This is a genomic window from Streptomyces sp. NPDC059524, from assembly GCF_042749255.1.
In the GTDB taxonomy this organism is placed as follows: Bacteria; Actinomycetota; Actinomycetes; order Streptomycetales; family Streptomycetaceae; genus Streptomyces; species Streptomyces xanthii.
On sequence record NZ_JBHYTK010000134.1, the window covers coordinates 1 to 23,079 of the forward strand.

At 72.3% G+C, this 23,079-nt stretch carries 26 protein-coding genes; 14 read left to right on the forward strand and 12 right to left on the reverse strand.

Going from position 1 to position 23,079, the window contains the following annotated elements:
- The first annotated feature begins 97 nt into the window (after window positions 1-97).
- Window positions 98-538, forward strand: a complete 441-nt coding sequence (locus ACFW9D_RS29370) for an OsmC family protein (protein ID WP_384626746.1) — start codon at window positions 98-100, stop codon at window positions 536-538.
- A gap of 21 nt (window positions 539-559) precedes the next feature.
- Here ACFW9D_RS29370 and ACFW9D_RS29375 read toward each other — a convergent pair whose 3' ends face one another.
- Entirely contained in the window at window positions 560-2,272 is a 1,713-nt protein-coding gene (locus ACFW9D_RS29375) for a chitinase (protein ID WP_384626749.1), read from the reverse strand.
- A gap of 196 nt (window positions 2,273-2,468) precedes the next feature.
- Here ACFW9D_RS29375 and ACFW9D_RS29380 point away from each other — a divergent pair, with 196 nt between their 5' ends.
- Window positions 2,469-2,765: a DUF1905 domain-containing protein gene (locus ACFW9D_RS29380; RefSeq protein WP_188335239.1), complete on the forward strand. Its 297-nt coding sequence runs from the start codon at window positions 2,469-2,471 to the stop codon at window positions 2,763-2,765.
- Between the two features lie 54 nt (window positions 2,766-2,819).
- Here the strand turns inward: ACFW9D_RS29380 and ACFW9D_RS29385 are convergent, their stop codons facing one another.
- Window positions 2,820-3,320: a DinB family protein gene (locus ACFW9D_RS29385; protein WP_384626752.1), complete on the reverse strand. Its 501-nt coding sequence runs from the start codon at window positions 3,318-3,320 to the stop codon at window positions 2,820-2,822.
- 255 nt (window positions 3,321-3,575) lie between these two features.
- Here ACFW9D_RS29385 and ACFW9D_RS29390 point away from each other — a divergent pair, with 255 nt between their 5' ends.
- From ACFW9D_RS29390 to ACFW9D_RS29415, 6 genes are all read left to right on the forward strand, one after another.
- Window positions 3,576-4,007 (forward strand): hypothetical protein, encoded by a 432-nt coding sequence (locus ACFW9D_RS29390; protein ID WP_188335237.1) that lies wholly within the window; start codon window positions 3,576-3,578, stop codon window positions 4,005-4,007.
- 57 nt (window positions 4,008-4,064) lie between these two features.
- Window positions 4,065-4,514, forward strand: coding sequence for an ATP-binding protein (locus tag ACFW9D_RS29395; protein WP_384626755.1), 450 nt, complete (start codon window positions 4,065-4,067; stop codon window positions 4,512-4,514).
- 174 nt (window positions 4,515-4,688) lie between these two features.
- Entirely contained in the window at window positions 4,689-5,996 is a 1,308-nt protein-coding gene (locus ACFW9D_RS29400) for a hypothetical protein (protein WP_384626757.1), read from the forward strand.
- 52 nt (window positions 5,997-6,048) lie between these two features.
- Window positions 6,049-6,927, forward strand: a complete 879-nt coding sequence (locus tag ACFW9D_RS29405; RefSeq protein WP_384626760.1) for a universal stress protein — start codon at window positions 6,049-6,051, stop codon at window positions 6,925-6,927.
- Between the two features lie 95 nt (window positions 6,928-7,022).
- On the forward strand, window positions 7,023-7,829 hold the full coding sequence (locus tag ACFW9D_RS29410; protein ID WP_384626763.1) for a MerR family transcriptional regulator: 807 nt from the start codon (window positions 7,023-7,025) through the stop codon (window positions 7,827-7,829).
- 42 nt (window positions 7,830-7,871) lie between these two features.
- On the forward strand, window positions 7,872-9,065 hold the full coding sequence (locus ACFW9D_RS29415) for a glycosyltransferase (protein WP_384626767.1): 1,194 nt from the start codon (window positions 7,872-7,874) through the stop codon (window positions 9,063-9,065).
- Here ACFW9D_RS29415 and ACFW9D_RS29420 read toward each other — a convergent pair.
- From ACFW9D_RS29420 to ACFW9D_RS29430, 3 genes are all read right to left on the reverse strand, one after another.
- Window positions 9,052-9,375 (reverse strand): hypothetical protein, encoded by a 324-nt coding sequence (locus ACFW9D_RS29420; protein ID WP_384626770.1) that lies wholly within the window; start codon window positions 9,373-9,375, stop codon window positions 9,052-9,054. The two genes, ACFW9D_RS29415 and ACFW9D_RS29420, sit on opposite strands and share 14 nt — an antisense overlap.
- 70 nt (window positions 9,376-9,445) lie before the next feature.
- On the reverse strand, window positions 9,446-10,246 hold the full coding sequence (locus tag ACFW9D_RS29425; RefSeq protein ID WP_384626773.1) for a family 1 encapsulin nanocompartment shell protein: 801 nt from the start codon (window positions 10,244-10,246) through the stop codon (window positions 9,446-9,448).
- A gap of 5 nt (window positions 10,247-10,251) precedes the next feature.
- The gene (locus ACFW9D_RS29430) at window positions 10,252-11,238 is read right to left on the reverse strand and encodes a Dyp-type peroxidase (protein WP_188335231.1); all 987 of its coding nucleotides are present in this window, start codon (window positions 11,236-11,238) and stop codon (window positions 10,252-10,254) included.
- A 303-nt stretch (window positions 11,239-11,541) separates the two neighbouring features.
- Here ACFW9D_RS29430 and ACFW9D_RS29435 point away from each other — a divergent pair, with 303 nt between their 5' ends.
- From ACFW9D_RS29435 to ACFW9D_RS29450, 4 genes are all read left to right on the forward strand, one after another.
- Complete coding sequence (locus ACFW9D_RS29435; RefSeq protein WP_384626776.1) at window positions 11,542-12,582, forward strand: NAD(P)-dependent alcohol dehydrogenase; 1,041 nt, start codon at window positions 11,542-11,544, stop codon at window positions 12,580-12,582.
- A 135-nt stretch (window positions 12,583-12,717) separates the two neighbouring features.
- Entirely contained in the window at window positions 12,718-13,941 is a 1,224-nt protein-coding gene (locus ACFW9D_RS29440; RefSeq protein ID WP_384626779.1) for a cytochrome P450, read from the forward strand.
- A 194-nt stretch (window positions 13,942-14,135) separates the two neighbouring features.
- Entirely contained in the window at window positions 14,136-15,212 is a 1,077-nt protein-coding gene (trpS, locus tag ACFW9D_RS29445) for a tryptophan--tRNA ligase (protein WP_384626782.1), read from the forward strand.
- A gap of 180 nt (window positions 15,213-15,392) precedes the next feature.
- Entirely contained in the window at window positions 15,393-15,677 is a 285-nt protein-coding gene (locus ACFW9D_RS29450) for a hypothetical protein (protein ID WP_384626785.1), read from the forward strand.
- Here the strand turns inward: ACFW9D_RS29450 and ACFW9D_RS29455 are convergent.
- The 7 genes from ACFW9D_RS29455 to ACFW9D_RS29485 form a co-directional block, all read right to left on the reverse strand.
- Window positions 15,658-16,908: a cytochrome P450 gene (locus ACFW9D_RS29455; protein ID WP_384626788.1), complete on the reverse strand. Its 1,251-nt coding sequence runs from the start codon at window positions 16,906-16,908 to the stop codon at window positions 15,658-15,660. The two genes, ACFW9D_RS29450 and ACFW9D_RS29455, sit on opposite strands and share 20 nt — an antisense overlap.
- On the reverse strand, window positions 16,905-17,537 hold the full coding sequence (locus ACFW9D_RS29460) for an ATP/GTP-binding protein (RefSeq protein WP_384626790.1): 633 nt from the start codon (window positions 17,535-17,537) through the stop codon (window positions 16,905-16,907). Before ACFW9D_RS29460 ends, ACFW9D_RS29455 begins: the two co-directional genes overlap by 4 nt.
- A complete protein-coding gene (locus ACFW9D_RS29465; RefSeq protein WP_188335225.1) occupies window positions 17,518-17,877 on the reverse strand; it encodes a DUF742 domain-containing protein in 360 nt (119 codons plus the stop codon). The genes ACFW9D_RS29460 and ACFW9D_RS29465 overlap by 20 nt, the downstream gene beginning before the upstream one ends.
- Complete coding sequence (locus ACFW9D_RS29470) at window positions 17,874-18,293, reverse strand: roadblock/LC7 domain-containing protein (RefSeq protein WP_188335224.1); 420 nt, start codon at window positions 18,291-18,293, stop codon at window positions 17,874-17,876. Before ACFW9D_RS29470 ends, ACFW9D_RS29465 begins: the two co-directional genes overlap by 4 nt.
- A 100-nt stretch (window positions 18,294-18,393) precedes the next feature.
- A complete protein-coding gene (locus tag ACFW9D_RS29475) occupies window positions 18,394-20,148 on the reverse strand; it encodes a sensor histidine kinase KdpD (protein WP_188335223.1) in 1,755 nt (584 codons plus the stop codon).
- Window positions 20,149-20,771: 623 nt separating this feature from the next.
- Complete coding sequence (locus ACFW9D_RS29480; protein ID WP_384626794.1) at window positions 20,772-21,050, reverse strand: zinc-ribbon domain-containing protein; 279 nt, start codon at window positions 21,048-21,050, stop codon at window positions 20,772-20,774.
- Window positions 21,051-21,127: 77 nt separating this feature from the next.
- Window positions 21,128-21,769, reverse strand: coding sequence for a MerR family transcriptional regulator (locus ACFW9D_RS29485; protein WP_188335221.1), 642 nt, complete (start codon window positions 21,767-21,769; stop codon window positions 21,128-21,130).
- Between the two features lie 118 nt (window positions 21,770-21,887).
- On the opposite strand from ACFW9D_RS29485, the gene ACFW9D_RS29490 reads away from it, so the two are divergent.
- Window positions 21,888-22,367 (forward strand): DUF4188 domain-containing protein, encoded by a 480-nt coding sequence (locus tag ACFW9D_RS29490; protein ID WP_384626797.1) that lies wholly within the window; start codon window positions 21,888-21,890, stop codon window positions 22,365-22,367.
- Window positions 22,368-22,468: 101 nt separating this feature from the next.
- Window positions 22,469-22,960 carry a peptidylprolyl isomerase gene (locus ACFW9D_RS29495; protein WP_384626799.1) on the forward strand — a complete coding sequence of 164 codons (492 nt, stop codon included), beginning with the start codon at window positions 22,469-22,471 and terminating at the stop codon, window positions 22,958-22,960.
- Window positions 22,961-23,079: the final 119 nt, after the last annotated feature.

Sequence of the window (23,079 nt, forward strand, 5' to 3'; positions counted from 1 at the left end):
CGCGCGTGTGGGGCGCGCGGGCTCCCCGACCCCGCGGGACCGCTCCCGGGCCTTCGCTCCGGGGGCGCCGGGCGGCCCGCGTCGATACCGTTCCGCCATGGCCGACTACCGCATCGAGACCGTCCGCAACGGCGAACGCGACTGGACCGCCCGCAACGACCGGGGCGCCGAGGTCCGTATCGCCCCCGCCGACTCCGCCGGCGCCCAGCCCTCCTTCACCCCCGTCGAACTGCTGCTCGCCGCCCTCGGCGGCTGCGGCGGCCTGGTCGTGGACCGCACCGCCCGCACGGTCGAGCACGACGCGCTGCGCATCGTCGTCGAGTCCGTGTCCCGCCCCGAGGACGACGGCCGGATCGGTGCCGTCCGCGTCTCGTACGAGATCGAGCTGCCCGAGGGTGAGCCCGGTGCCGCCGAGGCGCTGGAGCGCGGCATCCGGCTCACCCACGAGAAGTACTGCACGGTCAGCCGCACCGTCGAGCACGGCGCCCGCGTCGAGGCCCTGGGCCCCGACGGGACGATGCTCTTCATGGGCGGCTGACCGCGGACCGGCCCGCCCGCACTACGGCAGGGCGTGCACCTTCGGTCCGACCGCGCTCGACCAGGCGCCGCCCGCCGTCGCGTCCCAGTTCGTCGACCAGGTCATCGCGCCGCGCAGCCCCGGGTACGTCTTCGACGGCTTGAACGTGCCGCAGCCGGTGCCGCGCGTCAGGCAGTCGAGGGCCGCGTTGACCACCGACGGGGCGACGTAGCCGCTGCCCGCGCCGCGCGTGGACGCCGGGACGCCGAGCCCGACCTGCGAGGCGTCGAGGCCGCCCTCCAGCTGGATGCAGGCGAGCGCCGTGAGGAAGTCGACGGTGCCCTGGCTGTAGACCTTGCCGTCACAGCCCAGCATCGAACCGCTGTTGTAGTACTGCATGTTGACGACCGTGAGGATGTCCTTCACGTTCAGCGCTGTCTTGAAGTACTCGCCGGCCGTCGACTGCATGTCGATCGTCTGCGGCGCCATCGTCAGCACGAACTTCGACCCCGCCTTGGCGGCGAGCTGACGCAGCGCCTTGGTCATGTACGTCGAGTTCAGCCCGTTCTCCAGGTCGATGTCGACGCCGTCGAAGCCGTACTCCGACATCAGCGCGTACGCGCTGTCGGCGAAGGCGGTCGCGGACGCGTCGCTGTTGACGGAGATGCTGCCCTTCTCGCCGCCGACCGAGAGGATCACGGACTTGCCCGCGGCCTGCTTCGCCGCGATGTCCGCCTTGAAGTCCGCTGTGGAGGCGTAGCCGACCGCCGGGTCGAGGTTGAAGGTGATCTGCCCCGGCGTGGTCGTCGCGTCGGCGAAGGACACGGCGATGATGTCGTACTGCGCGGAGACGTCACGGAGCTTCTGCACCGTCGCGCCGTTGTCGAAGTTCTGCCAGTAGCCGGTCAGCGCATGCGCGGGCACCGTCCCGCCACCGCCCCCGCCGCCCCCGGACTTCGCCGTGCGCGCGCTCACTGCGGTGGACCGGGCGGACTCGCCCGCCGCGTTCGACGCGCTGACCTGGAAGCTGTACGCGGTGTCGGCCGCGAGCCCCGTGACGGTCGTGGCGGCGCCCGCGACGGAGGCCACCTTCGTGCCGTCCCGGTAGACCGTGTAGTTGGTGGCGCCGCTGACCGGCGTCCAGGACAGGTCGACGGACGAGGCGGTCACGGTGCCGGCGGTGAGCCCGGCCGGCACCGCCGGGATCACGACCGGGTCGGTGCCGCCGCCCCCGTCCGGGCCGCGCACGTCGATGTCGTCCGCGTAGTAGGCGCTCTGCCCGTACCAGCCGTGGGTGTAGATCGTGACCGAGGTCGTGTTCGCGCCGGTCGTGAAGCTCGTCGTCAGCTGCTGCCAGGACGATCCGCCGGGGGTCCAGGTCGAGACGTCGGTGGTGCCGGTGCCCCGGGCGCCCAGGTACACATAGCTGCCCTGCACCCAACTGCTCATCTGGTACGTCGAGTTGGGCTTGACCGCGACGGTCTGGCTGCACTCGGCGGTGTCCTGGCCCGAGGGGGTCGCCTTGAGGGCCTTGGCGCCGCCGTGCACGGGCGAGGTGACGGCGGTGCCGCTGTTCGCGCTGCACGTCCAGCCGCTCAGGTCGGCCTCGAAGCCGGCGTTCTTGGCCACGTTCACATCGGCGGCCTGGGCCGGCGCGGCGAGCGCCGTGACGCCGAGCGCGGCGGCCGAGGTGACGGCGAGCAGAGCGCCGAGCCTCCGGCGGGTGCCGGTTCTGCGATGACGTACACGGTCCACGGGTGCCTCCGGGGGGAGAGGTGAGGAACGGGAGTGAACGGTGGCCACCGCTGCTGTGCGCCAAAGTTGGTCCAGACCAATCGAGTTGTCAAGGGTTCACGTTCCGGCCGGATGCGATGAGTTCTCCGGCGGGTCACGGTCATCACAGGTGGGCGGGCCGCACCGGACCGGCCCCAGACGATCACCGGAGGCCGCGATGAGCGCGCACGCGAACGCCGAAACGGCGCTGGACAAGGAGTTCAGCGCCGTCCTGGAGAAGAGCCCGGAACCGGGCGGATGGACTTATGTGGTGTGGCCGGAATCGGCCGCCTTCTTCGGTACCCGGGGTCTGGTCAAGGTCCGCGGCACCGTCGACGGCCGCGCCTTCACCAGCTCCTTCATGGCCCTCGGCGACGGCCGCCACAAGCTGCCGGTGAAGGCCGAGCTGCGCCGGGCGATCGGCAAGGAGGCGGGCGACGTTGTCACGGTCCGGCTGGAGGAGCGGCTCGGCTGAGCGGGCCGGAAGGCCCGGAGCGGGCGCCTGCGGTGCGGCGCCCGCCTCGGTGACTCAGAGCAGGCCGCGTACGTAGGCCGCCTGTCCGGCGTGCTGGAGGTCGTCCGACAGCACGCTGATCAGGCGGACGGCCAGCGACACCGGCGGGTCCCAGCGGGTGTCGACGATGCGGTCGAGCGCCGCGTCGTCGAGTCCGGCCAGGAAGCCCAGGGTCTGCTCGTGCACCGCGTCGTAGTACTCGCGCAGCACGTCGGCCGACTTCACCCGCACCTCGCCGACCTGCTTCGGCGAATGCCCGTACCCCGTGTCCGCCTCGGGCAGCGGCAGGTCGAAGCGCTCGGCCCAGCCCTGCGACCGCCACACCTGGTCGCGGTCCGCCGCGTCCGCCAAGTGGTCGTCCTGCACCCGGGTGAGATGCCAGATCAGCCAGGCGACGGAATTCGCCTCGGCCGTCGGCCGGGCATGAAGATCGGAAACGGAAATGCCGTCCAGTACGGCGTGCACTTCCTCGCGAATTCTTCCGTAACCGTCGATGAGAACCTCGTGTGAGCGCATGAGGAGCAGTGTCGTCCACCGTGCCGGTTTCGGCCAATTCTGGGCCGGACTTCGGCAGGAGACTGGCGCGAAAGCTGTGGTGACAGTGGGTCCCGAGTGCCGATACTCAACAGGTGGGATGGTTGAAATCCGTTCCGCGACAACGGGGCACGGCACGTCGAGAACCGCATCGCCGGCCGTTCCCGCCGCCGCGCTCGATCACTGGTCAATTGCTCACCAAGTACTGATCAATGACGTCAGGCAATGGGGGAGATCGTGCACGACGAATTCCTGTGCCATGTCACCGCGTACGGAATCTCCGGCGGACGGCGCGTGGGGGTCCCGCTCGGCACCTACCGCGCCCCGACCCTGCCGCTCGCCCTGTGGTGGTTACGGGACCGGGCGTCCTGGATCGCCGAGCGCCTCGACCCCCGCCCCGGACTTCCGCACTTACCCGAAGGGGCCCTCGTGCCGGTCGCCGAGGACGCCCCCGATGTGCCGGCCCGGCTGCGCGCCTGGTGCGCCGACGACGGACAGCAGGACCACGCCGCCGAGGAACTGGCGGACGGGCGGCTGGTGCGGATCACCGCCCAGGACGACACCACCGAGTACGAACTCCTGGCCGAGTCCGTGGACGCCCTGCGGATGGCGAGGACAGCGCTGCGCGTCACATCCCCCGGCAGGACTGCCCTGCCCGTCCCGGGGTAGCAGCACGCTGCGGAAGCCTCCCCGACGGAGGTCCTCCCGGTGTGAGAGAGACGCGGAATGACGGAACGATTCGACGAGGTGCCGGCGCCGAGATGCGCCGCGGCGACCATGGAACCCCTGTGGCGGGCGACCCACTACTCCGGCGGCACGGGGTGCAGCGCGCAGGCGCGCGCTTTCGCCGAGGCCTTCCTGGCCCGGCTGCGGCAGACCTGGAGCGTCGCCCTGGACCGGGTGACCGCGGGCGACGTCCTGCTCGTCGTCAGCGAGCTGATCACCAACGCGGACCGGCACAGCCCGGGCCCCTGCGTCCTCGAACTCGAGGGGACGCCCCGCCAGGTCACCGTCACCGTCTACGACAGCGGGGCCGCCGTCCCGTACCGCCGGCCGCGCGATCCCGCCCGGGTCGGCGGACACGGACTCGAGATCGTGGGCGCGCTCGCCGAGCTCCGCGTGGAGCGCGTACCGGTCGGCAAGCGGGTCAGCGCCGTCCTGACGCTCCCGGCCTGACCGCTCCGGCTCGACCCGCCCCCGACCCTCCCTTTGCCCGGCTTAAGGGCCCTTTTGCGCGCCGCGCCGCCTGAAATGAACCTTTTGTCCGTTTATCGGTTCTACGGTGCGGGGGTCGGTGTCCGTGTGGGGGGACGTACAACGCGCCCTCGCGCGGCGCGGGTTGGGATGTCCATGAGTTCCAGCAAGGCAATGAGCCGCAGGGAGATGGGGCGCCTGGGTCTCGGGGTCGGTCTCGGTGCCGCCGCCGCGGCGACGCTCAGCGGATGCGCCGGCGAGGCGGAACAGCCCGCCCCCCAGGCCGGTCCGGGCCGCCGCCCCGACCGCCCCGCCGCCCCCAAGAAGAAGGCCCCGCGCCTGATCGGCGACGGCTCCACCTCCTACACCGGCGCTCAGCCGAACCAGCCGGCCGCGGCCGCGCCGCTGGAGCCGGGCCAGACCCCGCCGCAGTTCGTGATCTTCTCCTGGGACGGCGCGGGCGAGGTCGGCAACGGGCTCTTCCCGCGCTTCCTCGACCTGGCCCGTGAGCACAACGCCCACATGACCTTCTTCCTCTCCGGGCTCTACCTCCTGCCGGAGTCCAGGAAGCGTCTCTACAACCCGCCCAACAACCCGGTCGGCGCCTCCGACATCGGCTACCTCACCGACGGGCACGTCCGGGAGACCCTCAAGAACGTCCACCAGGCCTGGATGGACGGCCACGAGATCGGCACCCACTTCAACGGGCACTTCTGCGGCGGCTCCGGCTCGGTCGCCAACTGGAACGCCGCCCAGTGGCGCAGCGAGATCGAGCAGGCCCGCACCTTCGTCAAGTCCTGGCGCACCCACACCGGTTGGCACGACCACCCGTCGCTGCCCTTCGACTACGACAAGGAGCTCATCGGCGGCCGCACCCCCTGCCTGCTCGGCCAGGAGAACCTGCTGCCCGTCGCCCGCGAGCTCGGCTGGCGCTACGACGCCTCCTCGCCCGGCGGACTCCAGCGCTGGCCCGACAAGAAGCAGGGCATCTGGGACCTGCCCCTGCAGGGGATCCCGTTCCCCGGCCACCGCTTCGAGGTCCTGTCGATGGACTACAACATCCTCGCCAACCAGTCCAAGAACTCCACCCGCGCCCCGTCCTACAACTACCCGGGCTGGCGCACCCAGGCCACCGAGTCCTACCTCGCCGGATTCCAGCGCGCCTACGAGACCAACCGCGCCCCGTTCTTCATCGGCAACCACTTCGAGGAGTGGAACGGCGGCATCTACATGGACGCCGTCGAGGCCACCCTCAAGCAGATCTCCGACAAGAAGGACGTACGGCTCGTGTCCTTCCGCCAGTTCGTCGACTGGCTGGATGCCCAGGACCCGGCCGTCCTCGACCGGCTGCGCTCGCTCCAGGTGGGAGAGCGGCCGCCGGGCGGCTGGAACACCTTCCTGCGCCCCGGGAAGACCGGGACGGCGGGCAAGCCGGCCGAGGGCGCCGCCGGTCACCGCGCGTAGTGAGGCAGGATCGGGAGGAGACACACGTACGCCGCACAAGGAGGAGAGCCGGATGAACAGGCCGATCACCGCGGGAGTGGACGGATCACCCGAGAGCGCGGCCGCCGCCGCGTGGGCGGCCCGCGAGGCGGTGCGCCGCGACCTGCCGCTGCGGCTCGTGCACGTCGGACAGCTCCTGCCCGAGACGCTGGTCCTCGCCGCCGACGAGGCCGCGCAGATCCAGTGGGCGCACGACCTGCTCGCGGAGACCCGGCGGGAACTCGCCGAGCGCCACCCGGGACTCGCCGTCACCACCGACGTCCTGGAGGACGACGGCGCCGGCGAGTCCCTGATCGCCGCCGCGGCCGGCGCGGAACTGCTCGCGCTCGGCTCGCGCGGCCACGGCCCGCTCGTCGGCTTCCTGCTCGGCTCCGTCGGGCAGCAGGTCATCGCGGGCGCCGAGCGCCCCGTCGTCCTGGTCCGCTCCGGCGACGAGGCCTCCGGCGAGGCCGCCGGGCGCGATGTCGTCGTCGGGCAGGAGGGCGATCCCCAGGACAGCGCGGACGCCCTGGAGTTCGCCTTCCGCACCGCCGCCGCCCGCGGCGCACGCGTGCGTGCGGTGCGCGCCTGGAGCCTCCCGCCCGTCTTCGCCTACAGCCCGGCCTCGCTCGAACTCCTCGACGAGTCCGGCGGCCTCGAACCGTACGAGAAGAAGGCCCTCGGCGACGCCCTCGCCCCGCTCCGCGAGCGGTACCCCGACGTGCCGGTCGTCGAGCACACCGAGATCGGCAGCGCGGGACAGGTCCTCCTGTCGGTCGCCGCCGACGCCCAGCTCCTCGTCGTCGGGCGGCGCGCCCGCCGCACCGCCGTCGGTGCCCGCATCGGCTCCGTCGCGCACGCGGTCCTGCACCACGCGCCCTGCCCGGTGGCCGTGGTCCCGCACCGCGACTGACCCCACGAGCCGGGCCCCGTCGCCTTCGCCGGGGCTCGGCTTGAGCCTCCCCTTACGTCAGGCCGCATGCTCGAGGCCGACGAAAGGGCACGGGCATGCAGTACTCGATCGGGCAGCTCTCCGAGGCCGCCGGGGTGACGGTGCGCACCCTGCACCACTACGACCGCACCGGGCTGCTCTCGCCGAGCACCCGCACCCCGGCCGGCTACCGCCGCTACGACGACGCCGACCTGGCCCGCCTGCGGCAGATCCTCTTCTACCGCGAACTCGGCTTCCCCCTCGACGAGATCGCCGCGATCCTCGCCGACCCGGACGCCGGTGTGCTGGACCATCTGCGGGCCCGCCGCCGCCAGCTCACCGAGCAGCTGGAACGCCTCACCCACCTGGCCGCACTCACCGACCGGGCCATCGAGGTGCAGACGACCGGCGTGCGCCTCACCCCCGAGGAACGCCTCGACGTCTTCGGCGACATCGCCTTCGACCTCAGCTACGCGACCGAGGCCGACGTCCGAGGGCGGGACTCGGCGGGCCACCGCACCGCGATGGCCCGCGCCGCCGCCCACTCCAAGGAGGACTGGCGCACCCTGATGCGCGAGGCCGCCGCGTGGCGCCGCGACCTCCTCGCCGCGTACGACGACGGCCTTCCCGCCGACGGACCCGAGGCCATGGCTCTGGCGGAGGAACAACGCCGCCACACCGCCCGCTGGTTCACCCCCTGCCCGCCGGGAACCCACCGCCGCATCGCCGACGACTTCGCCGCCGACCCCCGCGCCTTCGCCCTCGTCGTCCCGCCACCCCAGCAGCGCCCCGGCCTGGCCGCGTACCTCAGGACCGCGGTCCACGCGAACGCGGCCCGCCTCGACGCCGCCCCGGAGACCTCCGAGGGCTCCCCGGACCGGTGAGGAAGGGCCCGACCACCGACACCCACCCTCCCAGGAGCCGTCATGAAGATTCTCATCGCCACCGCGGGCTCCCGTGGTGACATCGCGCCCTACACCGGGCTCGGCGCCGGGCTGCTCGCCGCCGGGCACGACGTGCGGGTGGCCGCGCAGGAGGAGTTCGCCCCGATGGTGCGGGCCGCCGGGCTCGGGTTCCGGGCGCTGTCCGCCGGGCCGCGCCGGGCCCCGGGGCAGGGGCGGACGCTGATGGGGAGCGCCGCCGCGTTCGCCGCCGACCTGGGGCGCGGCTTCGAGGACCTCCTGGAGGCCGGCACCGATCTGATGCTCCTGTCCGCCACCACGGCCCCGTTCGGCCCGCACCTCACCGAGGCCACCGGAATCCCCGCGGCAGGCGCCCACCTCCAGCCCAACGCCCCCACGGGCGCCTTCCCGCCCGTCGTCGCCGGGACCCGCTCGCTCGGACGGTTCGGCAACCGCCTCGCGGGCCGCTTCGCCCTGCGCATGGTCGACCGCGTCTACGCCCCCGCCGTACGGGACCTGCGGACCCGCCTCGACCTGCCGCCCGCGCACGGCCCCGAGGTCCGCCGCCGCGAGGAGAGGGCCCACCGCCCGGTGCTGCACGGATTCAGCGAGGCGCTCGTGCCGCGCCCCGCCGACTGGCGGCCCGGACTGGAGGTCGTCGGCACCTGGTGGCCGTATCTCGCCACGCGTGAACTGCCGCCGGAGGTCGAGGACTTCCTCGCCGCCGGGCCCCCGCCCGTCCTCGTGTCCTTCGGGAGCATGGCGTCGGGGGAGGGGGAGCGGCTGAGCGCGCTCGCCGTCGAGGCGTTGCGCGGCGCGGGGCTGCGCGGCATCCTCCAGTCGGGCGCCGCGGGGCTCGCCGCCGACACCGACGGCATCCTCACCGTCGGCGACCTGCCCCACGAACTCCTGCTGCCCCGCACCGCCGGCGTCGTGCACCACTGCGGCGCGGGCACCTCGGCCGCCGCCGCCCGCGCGGGCGTGCCCTCGGTGCCGGTGCCGGTCACCGCGGACCAGCCGTTCTGGGCCGGCCGGCTGCACCGCGCGGGCGCCGCCGTCACCCCGATCCCGTTCGGGCAGCTCACCGCCGCCCGCCTCACCGCAGCCCTGCGCGCCCTGCCGGAAGCGACCGGCGCAGCCGGTGTCGCCGCCCGGATGGCCACCGAGGACGGCGCCACAGCCGCGGTGAAGGCGGTCGAACGCCTCATGCGTGGCTGAGGATCGTCACCAGTGCCGTGCCCTCGAACACGAGCTGCGCGGCGAGTGCCCAACGGCGCACCCGCACGCCGGGCGCGGCCTGCACCACCACCAGCGCGGCGAGCCCCAGCACCAGCGCCCCGGCGAACACCTGGTTCGGGAGCGAGGAGCCGCACCGCTCCCCGTACGTGAGGCAGCGGCCCGCCCGTTCGGACATCAGGGTGAGCACGGCCGCGCCGAGGGCCGCGGGCAGGAACAGCACGGCGGCCACGGCGGACCAGAAGCGCGGTCGCTGCGGTGCGTCGAAGGGCCGGGTGGGGAGAGGTTCCATGGCGCCATCGAACGCGCCGGGCCCGCACCGGCGCACCGGTGCGGGTACTCAACCGCCGGGGCGCGCCTACTCAGGCGTTGAGCGCGACGACGGCCTCGTCGGTGTAGGGCAGGAAGGTCAGCGTCTGCTGGAAGTACAGCTCGATGCCGTGCGCGTCGTGCGTCGTGTAGCCGATCGCCAGGTCCTGGCCGAGCCGCAGCTCGAAGTCGCCGCCCCGCGTGGACAGCACGAAAGCGCCGTTGAGCGCGGGCGCCCAGATCAGCTCACCGTTCAGGAGGCGGCCCAGGTGGTTGGCGATCGGATAGCCGTGGTCGGAGGTCTCGCTGACCGCCGTGTAGGCGTCCGCGCCGAGCAGCAGCGCGTACGGGCCGTCGACACCGGCGAGGCGCAGCGCGGTCAGCGCCCGGCTGATCGTGTCCGGATAGTCGCGCGGCTCGGCCGGCAGGCTGAGCACCGGGTTCGAGGTGCGCTCGCGCAGCCCCGGGATGCCCGCCGCCGCGTACCCGTCGAAGATCGCCTGGTCCTCGGCGAAGGCCATGGCGCGGGCCGCGTCCTTCACCGGCTGCCAATCGGAGTCCTGCGCGCCCCGCTCCACGTCGTCGACGGCGTCCCGGCTCACGGTGAACGGCACCCGCAGGTCGACCAGCTGCTGCACCCCGCGCAGCCTGGCCAGGACGCCCGGCGCCGGCGGACTGATGTCGCTGAGATGGCCGGTGCCGACCGCGGCGAGCTCGGGGCCGTCGGGACCGGTGACGTCCACGACGCGGCGGCCCGCCACATGGCGCTGGAAGGTGCGCCGCGCCTCCTCCTCGATCTCGGCCCATGCGGCGGGGGTGATCGGCGCGAGTTCCCGGTGCAGGTTCGTACTCATGGTGCTCAGGCTCCTTTGAGGCTGCCGATGCCGAGGGTGCCGCCGACGGGGTCGGCGGTCCGGGCGGGCGGCGCGGGCAGGTCGTCGAGGAAGTCGGCGGTCGGCACGTGGAAGAGGCAGCCGGTGACCGCCGTGGAGAAGTCGAGGATGCGGTCGTGGTTGCCGGGCGGATCGCCGAGGAACATGTTGCGCAGCATCCGCTCGGTCACGTCCGGCGTGCGCGCGTAGCCGATGAAGTAGGTGCCGAACTCGCCGGCGCCGATCGTGCCGAACGGCATGTTCTCGCGCACGATCTGGCGCTGTGTGCCGTCCTCGTCGACGATCGTGTTGAGCGCGACGTGCGAGTTCGACGGCTTCACGTCGTCGGGCATCTCCACGTTGGTGAGTTTGGCGCGGCCGATGACCTTCTCCTGCTCGGAGGTCGGCAGGGCTTCCCAGGCCGCCATGTCGTGCACGTACTTCTGCACGATGACGTAGCTGCCGCCGCGGAAGTCCGGGTCCTCGTCGCCGATGAGGACGGCGGCCGGTGCGGCGTTCCCCGTCGGGTTCTCGCTGCCGTCGACGAAGCCCAGCAGGTCGCGCTCGTCGAAGTACTTGAACCCGTGCACCTCGTCCACGACGGTCACCGCGCGGCCGAGCCGCTCGATCAGCAACCGGGCCAGTTCGAAGCAGAGGTCCATGCGGCGGGCGCGGATGTGGAAGAGGAGATCGCCGGGGGTGGCCGGGGCGAGGTGGCGCGGTCCGGCCAGGGCCTGGAAGGGGTGCAGTTCGCGGGGGCGGGGGCCGGCGAAGAGCCGGTCCCAGGCGGTCGAGCCGATGCCCGTGATGCAGGTGAGGGTGTCCTCGGGGGCGCGGAAGGCGACGGATCTGCGCAGCCCCGACAGGTCCTCCAGGGTGTCCCGTACGGTCTCCTCCCCGCCGGGCGCGACGGTGACGACGAGGAAGACCGAGGCTTTGACGGGTGCGGTGAGGACGTCCTGCGGTTGAACCACGAGCTCTCCCTGCACAGGTGGCGGCGAATGCTGGCCTTTGACACCTTATGGGCAGTGGTGGAACGCGGCATGTGCGTCTGATGAATCGATGTGTCCGACCTCACCCCCGTGCGGCGCGGTGGCGGCACGGAACAGGTTGGTTCGATGTTAAACTTTGAACCAGGCCCCGACCGTTCTCCCCCGTACGGTCGGGGTCCTTTTTTGCCGTGATGCATGTCCCATGGGGACATGTGTCCCGATGGGACGCGAGCGGGAGTACGGTGGAGGGGCGGGGGCACGCGAGAGCGACGAAGGAGTCGAGTCATGAAGGCGCTTCAGTACCGGACCGTCGGAGCAGCCCCCGAGGTCGTCACCGTCCCCGATCCCGAGCCGGGCCCCGGGCAGGTCCTCCTGAAGGTCACCGCGGCCGGTGTCTGCCACTCCGACATCGCCGTCATGAGCTGGTCCGCCGAGGAGCTCTCCTTCCCGCTGCCCCTCACCCTCGGCCACGAGGGCGTCGGCACCGTCGCCGCCCTCGGCGCGGGCGTGACCGGCGTGCGCGAGGGCGACTCCGTCGCCGTCTACGGCCCCTGGGGCTGCGGCGCCTGCATCAAGTGCGCGGAGGGCAAGGAGAACTACTGCCTGCGCGCCGCCGAGCTCGGCATCCGTCCGCCCGGCCTCGGCGCCCCCGGCTCCATGGCCGAGTACATGCTCGTCGACGACCCGCGCCACCTCGTGCCCCTCGGCGGCCTCGACCCCGTCGCCGCCGTGCCGCTCACCGACGCCGGCCTCACCCCGTACCACGCCGTCAAGCGCTCGCTGCCCAAGCTCGTACCCGGCTCCACCGCCGTCGTCATCGGCACCGGCGGCCTCGGCCACGTGGCCATCCAGCTGCTGCGCGCCATGACCGCCGCCCGCGTCGTCGCCCTCGACGTCTCGGAGGACAAGCTCTCGCTCGCCCGCACCGTCGGCGCCCACCAGGCGATCCTCTCCGACGCCGGAGCCGCCGCGAAGGTCCGCGAGCTCACCGGCGGGCGCGGCGCCGAGGCCGTCTTCGACTTCGTCGGCATCCAGCCCACCGTCGACACCGCCGGCGCCATCGCCGCGACCGAGGGCGACGTCACCCTCGTCGGCATCGGCGGCGGCGCCCTGCCCGTCGGCTTCGGACGGCAGAACTACGAGGTCAGCGTCACCGCCCCGTACTGGGGCAGCCGCGCCGAACTCATCGAGGTGCTCGACCTGGCGCGGGCCGGCGACGTCTCCGTGCACACCGAGACGTACTCGCTCGACGACGCGCCCGAGGCCTACGCGCGCCTGCACGACGGCAAGATCAACGGCCGGGCCGTCATCCTCCCCAACGGCTGAGACCGGCCGGGTGGCGTCGGTTTTCGGCCACGAGGATCGTGCAGCGCTCAACTGTCGGCGTGGAGCAGCCTGTTCCGGGTGACGGGTGATCAATAACCTGAGGTGGACCGTCCGTCACCCCACTCAGGGAGCTCCATGTCCACCGCGCAGATCCCCGACATCCTGTCGCCGGAGTTCGCCCAGAACCCCTACCCCGCCTACCGCGCCATGCGGGAGTCCGCGCCGCTCATCTGGCACGAGCCGACGCAGAGCTGGATCGTCTCGCGGTACGCCGACGTCGAGCGCGTCTTCAAGGACAAGGAGGCGCAGTTCACCACCGACAACTACGACTGGCAGATCGAGCCGGTGCACGGCAAGACGATCCTCCAGCTCAGCGGGCGCGAGCACGCGGTGCGCCGGGCGCTCGTCGCCCCGGCCTTCCGCGGCAGCGACCTCCAGGAGAAGTTCCTGCCCGTCATCGAGGCCAACTCCCGTGAGCTCATAGACACCTTCCGCGCCACCGGCTCGGCCGACCTCGTCGCGGACTACGCCACCCGCTTCCCGGTCAACGTCATCGCCGACATGCTCGGCCTCGACAAGGCCGACCACGCCCGCTTCCACGGCTGGTACACGACCGTCATCGCCTTCCTCGGCAACCTCGCCGGCGACCCCGACGTCGCCGCCGCGGGCGAGCGCACCCGCGTCGAGTTCGCCGAGTACATGATCCCGATCATCCAGGCCCGCCGCGAGAACCTCGGCGACGACCTGCTCTCCGCGCTCTGCGCCGCCGAGGTCGACGGCGTCCGCATGAACGACGAGGACATCAAGGCCTTCTGCAGCCTGCTCCTCGCCGCCGGCGGCGAGACCACCGACAAGGCCATCGCCAGCATCTTCGCCAACCTGCTCACCCACCCCGAGCAGCTGGCCGCCGTCCGCGAGGACCGCTCCCTGATCGCCCGCGCCTTCGCCGAGACGCTGCGCTTCACCCCGCCCGTCCACATGATCATGCGGCAGTCCGCCGTCGACGTGGAGCTCAGCGGCGGCACCGTCCCCGCCGGAGCCACCGTCACCTGCCTCATCGGCTCCGCCAACCGCGACGAGAACCGCTACAAGGACCCCGACCGCTTCGACATCTTCCGCGAGGACCTGACCACCACGACCGCCTTCTCGGCCGCCGCCGACCACCTCGCCTTCGCGCTCGGCCGGCACTTCTGCGTCGGCGCGCTGCTCGCCAAGGCCGAGGTCGAGACCGGCGTGAACCAGCTCCTCGACGCGATGCCCGACCTGCGGCTCGCCGACGGCTTCGACCCGGTCGAGCAGGGCGTGTTCACCCGTGGCCCGCAGTCCCTGCCGGTGCGCTTCACCCCGGTGGAGGCCTGACCTCCGCCGAGGTCACGTGTAGCATGGCCGTATGCATCGTTCTTCGTGTCTGAGCTGGTGGCGCCTCACTTAGAGGCGGCCACCCACTCACGCACGTACAAGGGCCGTCCCCGGACGGCCCTTTCTGCTTCCCCGGAAGTCTCCCGGAAGCGGTGCCGTCCCGAGGGCGACCACGACCCCGGGAGACAGACACCATGAGCACCAGCACCAGCACCGACGCCCTCGGCACCAGTACCGCGCAGGCCCGCAGCGCCGAGCTCGAGCAGCTGATCCGCAAGGACCCCTCGCGGTTCCGCGTCCTGACCGGCGACCGCCCCACCGGACGCCTCCATCTCGGCCACTACTTCGGCACCCTGCACAACCGCGTCAGACTCCAGGACCTCGGCGTCGAGACCCTCGTCCTCGTCGCCGACTACCAGGTCCTCACCGACCGCGACATCGCCGAGAACCTGAAGGAGTACGTCGAGGAGCTCGTCCTCGACCACCTCGCCATCGGCATCGACCCCGAGCGCTCCACGATCTTCACCCACAGCGCCGTGCCCGCCCTCAACCAGCTCCTGCTGCCGTTCCTCAGCCTGGTCTCCGTCTCCGAACTCAACCGCAACCCCACCGTCAAGGACGAGATCGCCCACTCGCGGCAGGCCTCCGTCAGCGGCCTCATGTTCACCTACCCCGTCCACCAGGCCGCCGACATCCTCTTCTGCAAGGCCGACCTCGTCCCCGTCGGCCAGGACCAGCTGCCCCACCTGGAGATCACCCGCACCGTCGCCCGCCGCTTCAACGAGCGCTACGCCAAGGACCGTCCCGTCTTCCCCGAGCCCGAGGCGCTGCTCTCCACCGCGCCGCTGCTGCTCGGCACCGACGGCGGCAAGATGAGCAAGAGCCGCGGCAACGCGATCTCCCTGTCCGCCGACGCCGACGAGACCGCCCGCCTCCTGCGCGGCGCCAAGACCGACGCCGACCGCCGCATCACGTACGACCCCGCGCACCGGCCCGAGGTGTCCTCCCTCGTGCTGCTCGCCGCGCTGTGCGAGGAGACCGACCCGGTCCAGGTCGCCGAGGAGATCGGCGACGGGGGCGGCGCCGCGCTCAAGCGCCGTGTCACCGAGGCCGTCAACACCCGCCTCGCCCCCATCCGCGCGCGTCGCGCCGAGTTCGCCGCGGACCGGGCGCTGGTCAGGGACGTACTCCGGTCCGGCAACGCCCGCGCCAACGAGATCGCGGAGCGGACCCTCCGGGAGGTGCGCGAGTGCATGGGCGCCGCCTGTTGAAGCCCCGCGCCCCTCACGGGGCTTAGGCTGGCCGGCGTGCAGCAGAATCGGAGGCGTGACCGGCGACCGGGGCGGCGGCCGGTGCCGGGCCCGGCACCGGTGCAGGCCCCGCCTGTGGCCGGTGCGGACATCGTCCTCGTAGGGCACTTCAGCGCGCGCCACAAGGATCACACGGCCCGCATGGACGCTGCCGAGGCCGAACTGGCCGCCACAGGCGCCCGCGTCGTCGGGCGGATCGTGCAGCGGCGCGGGGTGTCGGCGGGCGGGGCCGCCAAGATGGACCAGCCGCACTCCGCCCGTACGGTCCTCAGCTCCGGCAAGGCGCAGGAGGCGGCGGCCCTCTGCGCGCGGACCGGAGCGGACGCCGCCGTGTTCGTCACACCGGTGACGGACCGTCAACGGGCCCTGCTGGCCGCACTGTTCGGCTGCCCGGTGCTCGGGCCGCTCAGTGCACCACCGGGGTGAACCGCACCGGCAGCGAGGTCAGACCCCGCATCCAGATCGACGGACGCCAGGTCAGTTCCGCCGGCTCCACCGCGAGCACCAGGTCCGGCAGCCGGTCCAGGAGCGTCTCCACCGCCGTGCGCGCGATGACGTCGGCGAGGAGCGGCGCCGGGTAGGGGCAGCGGTGCTCCCCGTTGCTGAACGACAGGTGCGCCGCGTTCTCCGCGCCCACGTGCGACTCGGGCCAGATCTGCGGGTCCGTGTTCGCCGCCGCGAGCCCCAGCACCACACAGTCGCCGGCACGGATCAGACGGCCGCCCAGCTGGGTGTCGCGCACCGCCCAGCGGCCGATGAAGTTCTGCGTCGGGGTGTCCAGCCACAGCACCTCGTTGAGCGCCTCGCCGACGCTCACCCGGCCGCCCGAGACGTTCAGCGCGAACCGCTCGTCGGTCAGCAGCAGACGCAGCGTGTTGCAGATCCAGTTCGCCGTCGGCTGCTGGGCCGCGGCGATCACCGAGATCAGGTCCTGCACGATCTCCTCGTCGGTCAGCCCCGCCGGGTCCAGGATCATCCGCGAGGTGACGTCCGCGCCGGGCCGCTCCCGCTTCTCCTTGACCAGCGCCGCGATCCGCTCGCCCACCCGCACGTACGCCGCGACCGGGTCGTCGCCCTCGGCGGCGTCCAGCGAGATCCGCAGATCGTCCACCAGATCCTGTGTGTCCGTGCCGAGCTGCGGCATCCCGCACATCTGCACCGCGGCCCGCATCGGCAGCGCGTGCGCGTACGCCGCCATCAGCTCGGCCTGGCCGCTGCCCGCGAACCGGGAGATCAGCGCGTCGGCGATCTGCCCGCAGTCCCGGGCCAGTTCGAACTGGTCGACCTGCTCCAGGGCGTGCGTGATCACTCCGGCCCGCCGCTGGTGCTCCACGCCCTCCGTGAACAGCACCGAGGGCTGGTAGCCGACGAACGGCATCAGCGGCCAGTCCGCGGGGATGTTCTCCCACTGGTTCCAGCGGCGCGAGTCACGGGCGAACAGCTCGTCGTGCGCGGTCACGTAGCTGACCTCGGAGTAGCCGAGCACCAGCCACGCCGGCACGCCTCCGTCGAGCAGCACGGGGGCGACCGGGCCGTGCTCGCGGCGCAGCGAGCGGTACAGCTGGGACGGCGTCTGCTGGTACTCCAGGCCGCTCAGCGGGACCGCGCCCGCGTGCGCCGGGCAGCCTGCGGGGGCGGTGGGGCTCTGGTCGGTCACGGTGTCGTCTCCTGGGCCATGGCCAGTTCGTAGAGGTGGTCGACGAGGGTGATCAGCACGTCCTTGCCCGAGGATCTGACCCGGGCGTCGCAGTCCACCATCGGCACGTGGGCGGGCAGCGCGAGCGCCTGGCGTATCTCGTCGAGGGAGTGCCGCACCGGTTCGTCGTCGAACCGGTTGACCGCCACCACGAACGGCGTGCCGTGGTACTCCAGCCGGTCGATGGCGTACCAGGAGTCGTCCATGCGCCGGGTGTCGACGAGGACGACCGCGCCCAGCGTCCCCGAGAACAGCCGGTCCCACAGGAACCAGAACCGCTCCTGGCCCGGGGCGCCGAACAAGTAGAGGACCATGCGGTCGTTGAGGCTGATGCGGCCGAAGTCGAAGGCCACGGTGGTGGTCGTCTTCGAGGCGACGCCCGCCGTCGAGTCGACGCCCACACCGGCCTGCGTCATGACCTCCTCGGTGTTCAGCGGGCGGATCTCGCTGACCGAGCGCACCAGCGTGGTCTTGCCGACGCCGAAGCCGCCCACCACGACGATCTTCAGGCCGGTGTCCGCGGTGTCGCCGAGCGGGGTGCGTGCGGAAAGCTCCGAGGTCGCGGACAGTTCAGAGGTTGCGGAGCCCATGGAGCACCTCCTTGAGAAGGTCGGAATCGGGGAGCGCGGCGACCCCGGGGGCCGCGCGCGGATGACGGGCGGTGACCTTCCCGCCGGCCAGCAGGTCGCCGAGCAGGATGCGGATCACCGTGATCGGCAGCCGCAACTCCGCGGCGATCTCCACCACGGCCGTCGGATGCCGGCACAGCTCCAGGATCCGGACATGCTCGGACTGCATCCCCGCGGTCGGGGCGCACTCGCTGACCACCAGCGTGACCAGGTCGAACGAGGTGTCGTCGACGCGCGAGCGGCCCCCGGTGACGGTGTAGAGCCGGTCCGGGTCGCCGGTGTCCACCGGCCGCCGGGTCACGAGGCGCCGCTCCCCACGACGGGCTCGCGCGGAGCGGCCCGCAGATGCTCGCCGATCTGTTCCACCAGCTCCGTCATCTGGTGCCCGACGACGCCCGGGTCGGCGTCCTCGTCCGCCAGCACCGCGAGATGGGCGCCCTCGCCCGCGTCCACGATGAACAGCAGCCCGCCGTGGAACTCCGTCATCGAGTGCCGGACGCCGCCGGTGCCGTCGCCGAACTCGACGGACGCGCCCTGCGCGAGGGCCTGGATGCCGGAACAGATCGCCGCGAGCTGGTCGGCCTGGTCGAGCGTGAGGTGCTCGCTCCAGCACAGCTTCAGGCCGTCCCGGGACAGGACCAGGGCGTGCCGGGTGCCGGGGGTGCGCTCCAGGAGGTTCTCGAGGAGCCAGGTCAGGCTGGTGTCAGTGGTCTGCATGGCGGGTCGGGCGGGCCGGCCCGGCGGGGGAGCCGGGGTGCCGCCCGTGCCTCCAATCTCAGGTGTCGAGCGGGGGGTGAGTGGGTCTCGGGCGCGGCGGCTACGCGGGGCGGTCCGCGTCGTCCGCGGGGCCGTCGGGGCGCCGGGCGGGGGTGTCCGGCGCGGACGGGGCGCGGTCGTCGAGGCCGTTCTCCGCGGCCTTGCGGCCCCGGTGGAAGGCGCCGAAGCGGGCTCCCGCGTTCCGGGCGGGGTCCGTGACGCGCCCGGGGGAGGGCGCGGGGCGGGAACGCTCCTGCTCGGCGGCGGCCATGGTGCGGCCCGGGGCGCGCACCGGCAGGCCGCCCGGCGTCGCGCCGGTCGCGGGCGCGGGACGCGGCGCGGGTACCTCGGCCCGCTCGTGCGTCTCCTCCGGGGCGGCGGCGGGTGCGGACGCGGGCAGGGGCTCAGGGCCGGGTGCCGCGGTGGGGGAGGAGTCGGCCGGAGCGGCCGGAGCCATGGCGGTGGGCCGCACGGCCTCGCGCTGCTGGGCGAGCAGTTGCGGGGGCAGCAGGACGACGACGCCGGTGCCGCCGCGCGAGGACGGCCTGAAGTTGACGTCGATCCGGTACTTCAGCGCGAGCCGGCCCACGACCGCGAGACCGAGCCGGGTGCCCTGGAGCGAGGCGAGGTCGGTGACCTGGCCGGACACCGCCTCCTCCGCCCGGCGCATCGCCGCGTCGGCCATCTTCAGGCCGCTGTCCTCGATGGTGACGACGATCCCGGCGGACCGTTCCTCCACGTAGACGTGCACCTCGTCGATGGGCGGCGAGAAGTTGGCCGCGTTGTCCATCAGTTCGGCGAGCAGGTGCATCACGCCTTCGGCGGCGAACCCGGCGATCGCCGCGTTCGTGGCGCAGTGCAGACGCACCCGCTGGTAGGCGGCGATGCGGCCGACGGCGCCGCGCAGGACGCTCTCCATGACGATGGGCTTGTTCCAGGCGCGGCTGGAGCGGCCGCCCATGAGCAGGGCCAGACGGTCCGTCATCAGGCCGAGCTGGGAGGTGGAGTGGTCCAGGCGGAGCAGATCGCCGAAGACCTCCTCGCCGTGACGTTCCTGCATGCTGCGCAGGTCGGCCAGCATGCTCACCGACTTGGCCTGCACACGGCTGAGGGCCTTCGCGGAGGCGGCCTGCGCGGCGGCGGCGCGGCGCTCGCTCAGCGCGAGCTCGCGCAGGAACGCCTCGGCGGGCACGCGGAGCACCGGGGTGGCGGGCCAGTCGAGCTCCGCGAGGACCGCGTCGGCGGACACCCCGTCGTGCAGCCGGGCCACAGCGGTGGGGAACGTCTCCTGGGTCATACGGGCCAACTCGGCGGTGCCCCGGTCCAGTTCGGCGCGGGCTGCGTCCCGTTCGGCGGCGGCCTGCCGGGCGCGGTGGTCCACCGTCTCGAGGGCCGCGGTGAACTCGTCCAGGATCCTGCGCAGTTGCGGGTCGGAGGGGGCCTGCGCGCCCGGCGCCGCCTCGGCACCTTCCTCGACGCGCCGCAGCACGGCGGGCAGCGCGAGGTTCACGAGCTGGGCCGTCTCGGCGGTCTGCTGCGTCAGGCGGCCCTGCGTCAGGGCGAGTTCCTCGCGGGCCCGCCGGGCGTCGCGCCGGGCCCGGTCACCGGCCGTGTGGCCCAGCAGGACGGCGACGGCCAGAGCCGCCCAGGCGACCACGACCGTGACGACCGCCCAGCCGGTGGCGCCGGAGGGGGCGAGAGCGGCGGCGGCACCGGCCGCCGCGGCCGCCGCCACGAGCACGGCGAGCGGTCTGCCGAGCGAGGTGCGCCGGGCCTTCGCGGTCGCGCGCGGGCGGGGAGGAGCAGGCACTGACATTCCGCGGTCCTCGGTCCTTGAGTGCGGGGGTGATGCGCCGACCGGTCACGTCGACGGCTCGGTCCACCAGGCGGACGCCGAATGGGACGCCGAGCTTCCGGACCGTACGAGCGCTCATGCTAGTCATGCCGCGGGCCGAGCAGACCGGACAATCCGGGTAGTACGCCCTGGCGGTGACTTCGTCGTGAACTCGCCTTCCGTGACAGGGGGCGTGATACGGCGTGAGGAACCGGAAGGGGAGGCGGAAGCCGGTCCCGGAGGGGACGGAAACGGCCTCCGCGGGGGCCCGGGAACGGCGGATGCCTCCGGCGTGCGGCTGCCGGAGGCATCTAGGGCCTTTCTTTCGGATCAGGCTGGGCTCGCGGGGCGTGGCACGCGCATCTGCGGCGTTGTCGTCGGTTGCCAACTCCCCCAAGCTCTCGGCTTCGCTCGAGCAGGGGCCCCCATCGCGTTGTCGCCCTCCTCCGCCTTGCAGCTGCACGCACCACGCCCCGCTCCCTGATCCAGCCTGATTCGAAAGAAAGGCCCTAGGCGGCCCGGGGCAAGGCGCCGGGCGGATATTTTCGGCCAACGTCAGGCGGACACCGGTCCCGTGCGGGGCCGGCTCCGGGCCGGGCCGGCTCTCAGCCCTGGACGTGCTGCTGGTGCGCGCTGCCGCCAGCAGTCGGCGAGGCCTGCGCTAGCATCCCCTCGGCCTGCTCCCTGGGCAGCTGCTGCTCGAGCCCGCAGAACGTGCACTGGGTGCGGTACTTGGTCGAGATCGGGAACAGGGGAACGAAGAACAGCGTGAACTTCGTGACGTACTTGCGCAGCGCGTGCGCGGCCGGATTGCCGCAGTTGCCGCACACCAGCGTGAGCATGGCGAGCTGGTACACATAGCCCCGCGTACCGAAGATGATCATGACGTCCCCTCCCGATTGCCGACCCGCCACCGGGAACCCGGGGCCTGCCGCCATCGTAGGCAGCCCCGGCCCGGTCCTCACAAGCCGTAACGCCTGGTCGTCAGCTCCTCCTGGGCCAGCCGGCGCAGCGCGAGCAGCACCGGTTCGAAGAGCACGGCGGCGCCGACCACGATCTCCGCCTTCTCGGTGGTGTCGTCGTACCGGTCCAGGTGGTCGAGGTCCACCGTCGCGATCTCCTCCACGGCGCGGCCGTAGGGGGTCAGCTGCTCGGGCGGGAACTCGTAGCCGACCCGGGGCAGGGTCGCCAGCGAGCTGATCAGGGCGCGGTAGCTGGGGGACAGCGCGCCGATCTCCCGCGCGTGCGTCCAGCCCAGCTCGTCGAGCAGCGACTCGACCAGCGCCGTCGCCCGCACGATGTGCGGGTCCTGCGGGTCCGGGTCCGGCGGCTGGGGCAGCGCCCACATCGCGGCGCCCACCCGGAACGTCGTGGAGAGCGACTCGTCGTCGACCGCCGCGATCACCTCGCGGGCCGTGGCCACCGGCACCCGGCCGACCTGGACCAGCGCCCGGATCAGCGCGAGCCGGCGCACGTGCGCCTCCTCGTACTCCGCCTGGGTCGCGCTGATCCGCCGCCCCGGCGGGAGCAGGCCTTCGCGCAGGTAGTACTTGATGGTGCCCACCGGCACCCCGCTGCGCTCGCTCAGCTCCGCAAGCCGCATCTCTTGTGCCCCTTCTTGGAAAGTGCCACTATCCAACCACGGCTCCGGTGATCGCCGCAGCCGCAGCACGCTCATGGCCTGCAGTCTCACATTCGTAGTCCGACGGATCGGGGGAGTCGTGTCCGCATGCACACAACTGGGACGCTCGACCGCTGCCGTCGATGAGGACGTCGTCGTCTTCCTCATCGGCATGCGGATCAATCACTTCTGGGCGGTGCACCGCTGGATCCCGGTGTTCTTCGCGATGCCCATGATGCTCAGGGAGCTGAAGAAGGACCGGGGTCTGGGACTTCTCGACCACATCCTGGGCACCGCGAGCCCGCGCTCGTACTTCGTCATCCAGTACTGGGAGTCCAAGGACAAGCTGCTCACCTACGCGGCCCTGCCCGACAAACGGCACCGCCCGTGGTGGGCCCGGATCAACAAGCTCCTGCGCAACAGTGGCGGTCATGTCGGCCTCTGGCACGAGACCTACGTCGTCCCGGCCGGCTCGTACGAGACCATCTACGGCGACATGCCGCCGTACGGGCTCGCCAAGGCCCACGGAATGCGGCCGCTCAAGGACGGCGTGCAGGCTCGCGACCGCCTGTCGGCCTGAAACGGTCACGTACGGCCACGCCGTGACTACCGGGTGTCGCGGCGCGGTCGTCCGGGCGGGCCGAATCGGCAATCCGCCCGTCGTGATGAAAAGATTGCGCCATGGCAATCAAGACCTACTTCGACATCACGATCAACGACGAGCCCGCCGGGCGGATCACGTTCAACCTCTTCGAGGACGTCGTCCCGAAGACCGCGGAGAACTTCCGCGCGCTGTGCACCGGTGAGAAGGGCTTCGGCTACGCCGGCTCCTCCTTCCACCGAGTCATCCCGGCCTTCATGCTCCAGGGCGGCGACTTCACCGCCGGCAACGGCACCGGCGGCAAGAGCATCTACGGCGAGAAGTTCGCCGACGAGAACTTCAAGCTCAAGCACACCAAGCCGGGCCTGCTCTCCATGGCCAACGCGGGCCCGAACACCAACGGCTCGCAGTTCTTCATCACCACGATCGTCACCGAGTGGCTGGACGGCAAGCACGTCGTCTTCGGCGAGGTCGAGGACGGCATGGAGCTCGTGAAGAAGATCGAGTCCCTCGGCTCGCGCAGCGGTGCCACCGCCGCCAAGATCACGATCTCCGAGTCCGGCCAGCTCTGATCCACCGGATCCGATCCGAACCAACGGCTCTGAACCACCGGATCTGAACCACCGGCTCTGATCCGCCGGACCTGAGCCACCGGTTCCGAGTCACTCGCGGAGGCCGGGTCCCGCCACAC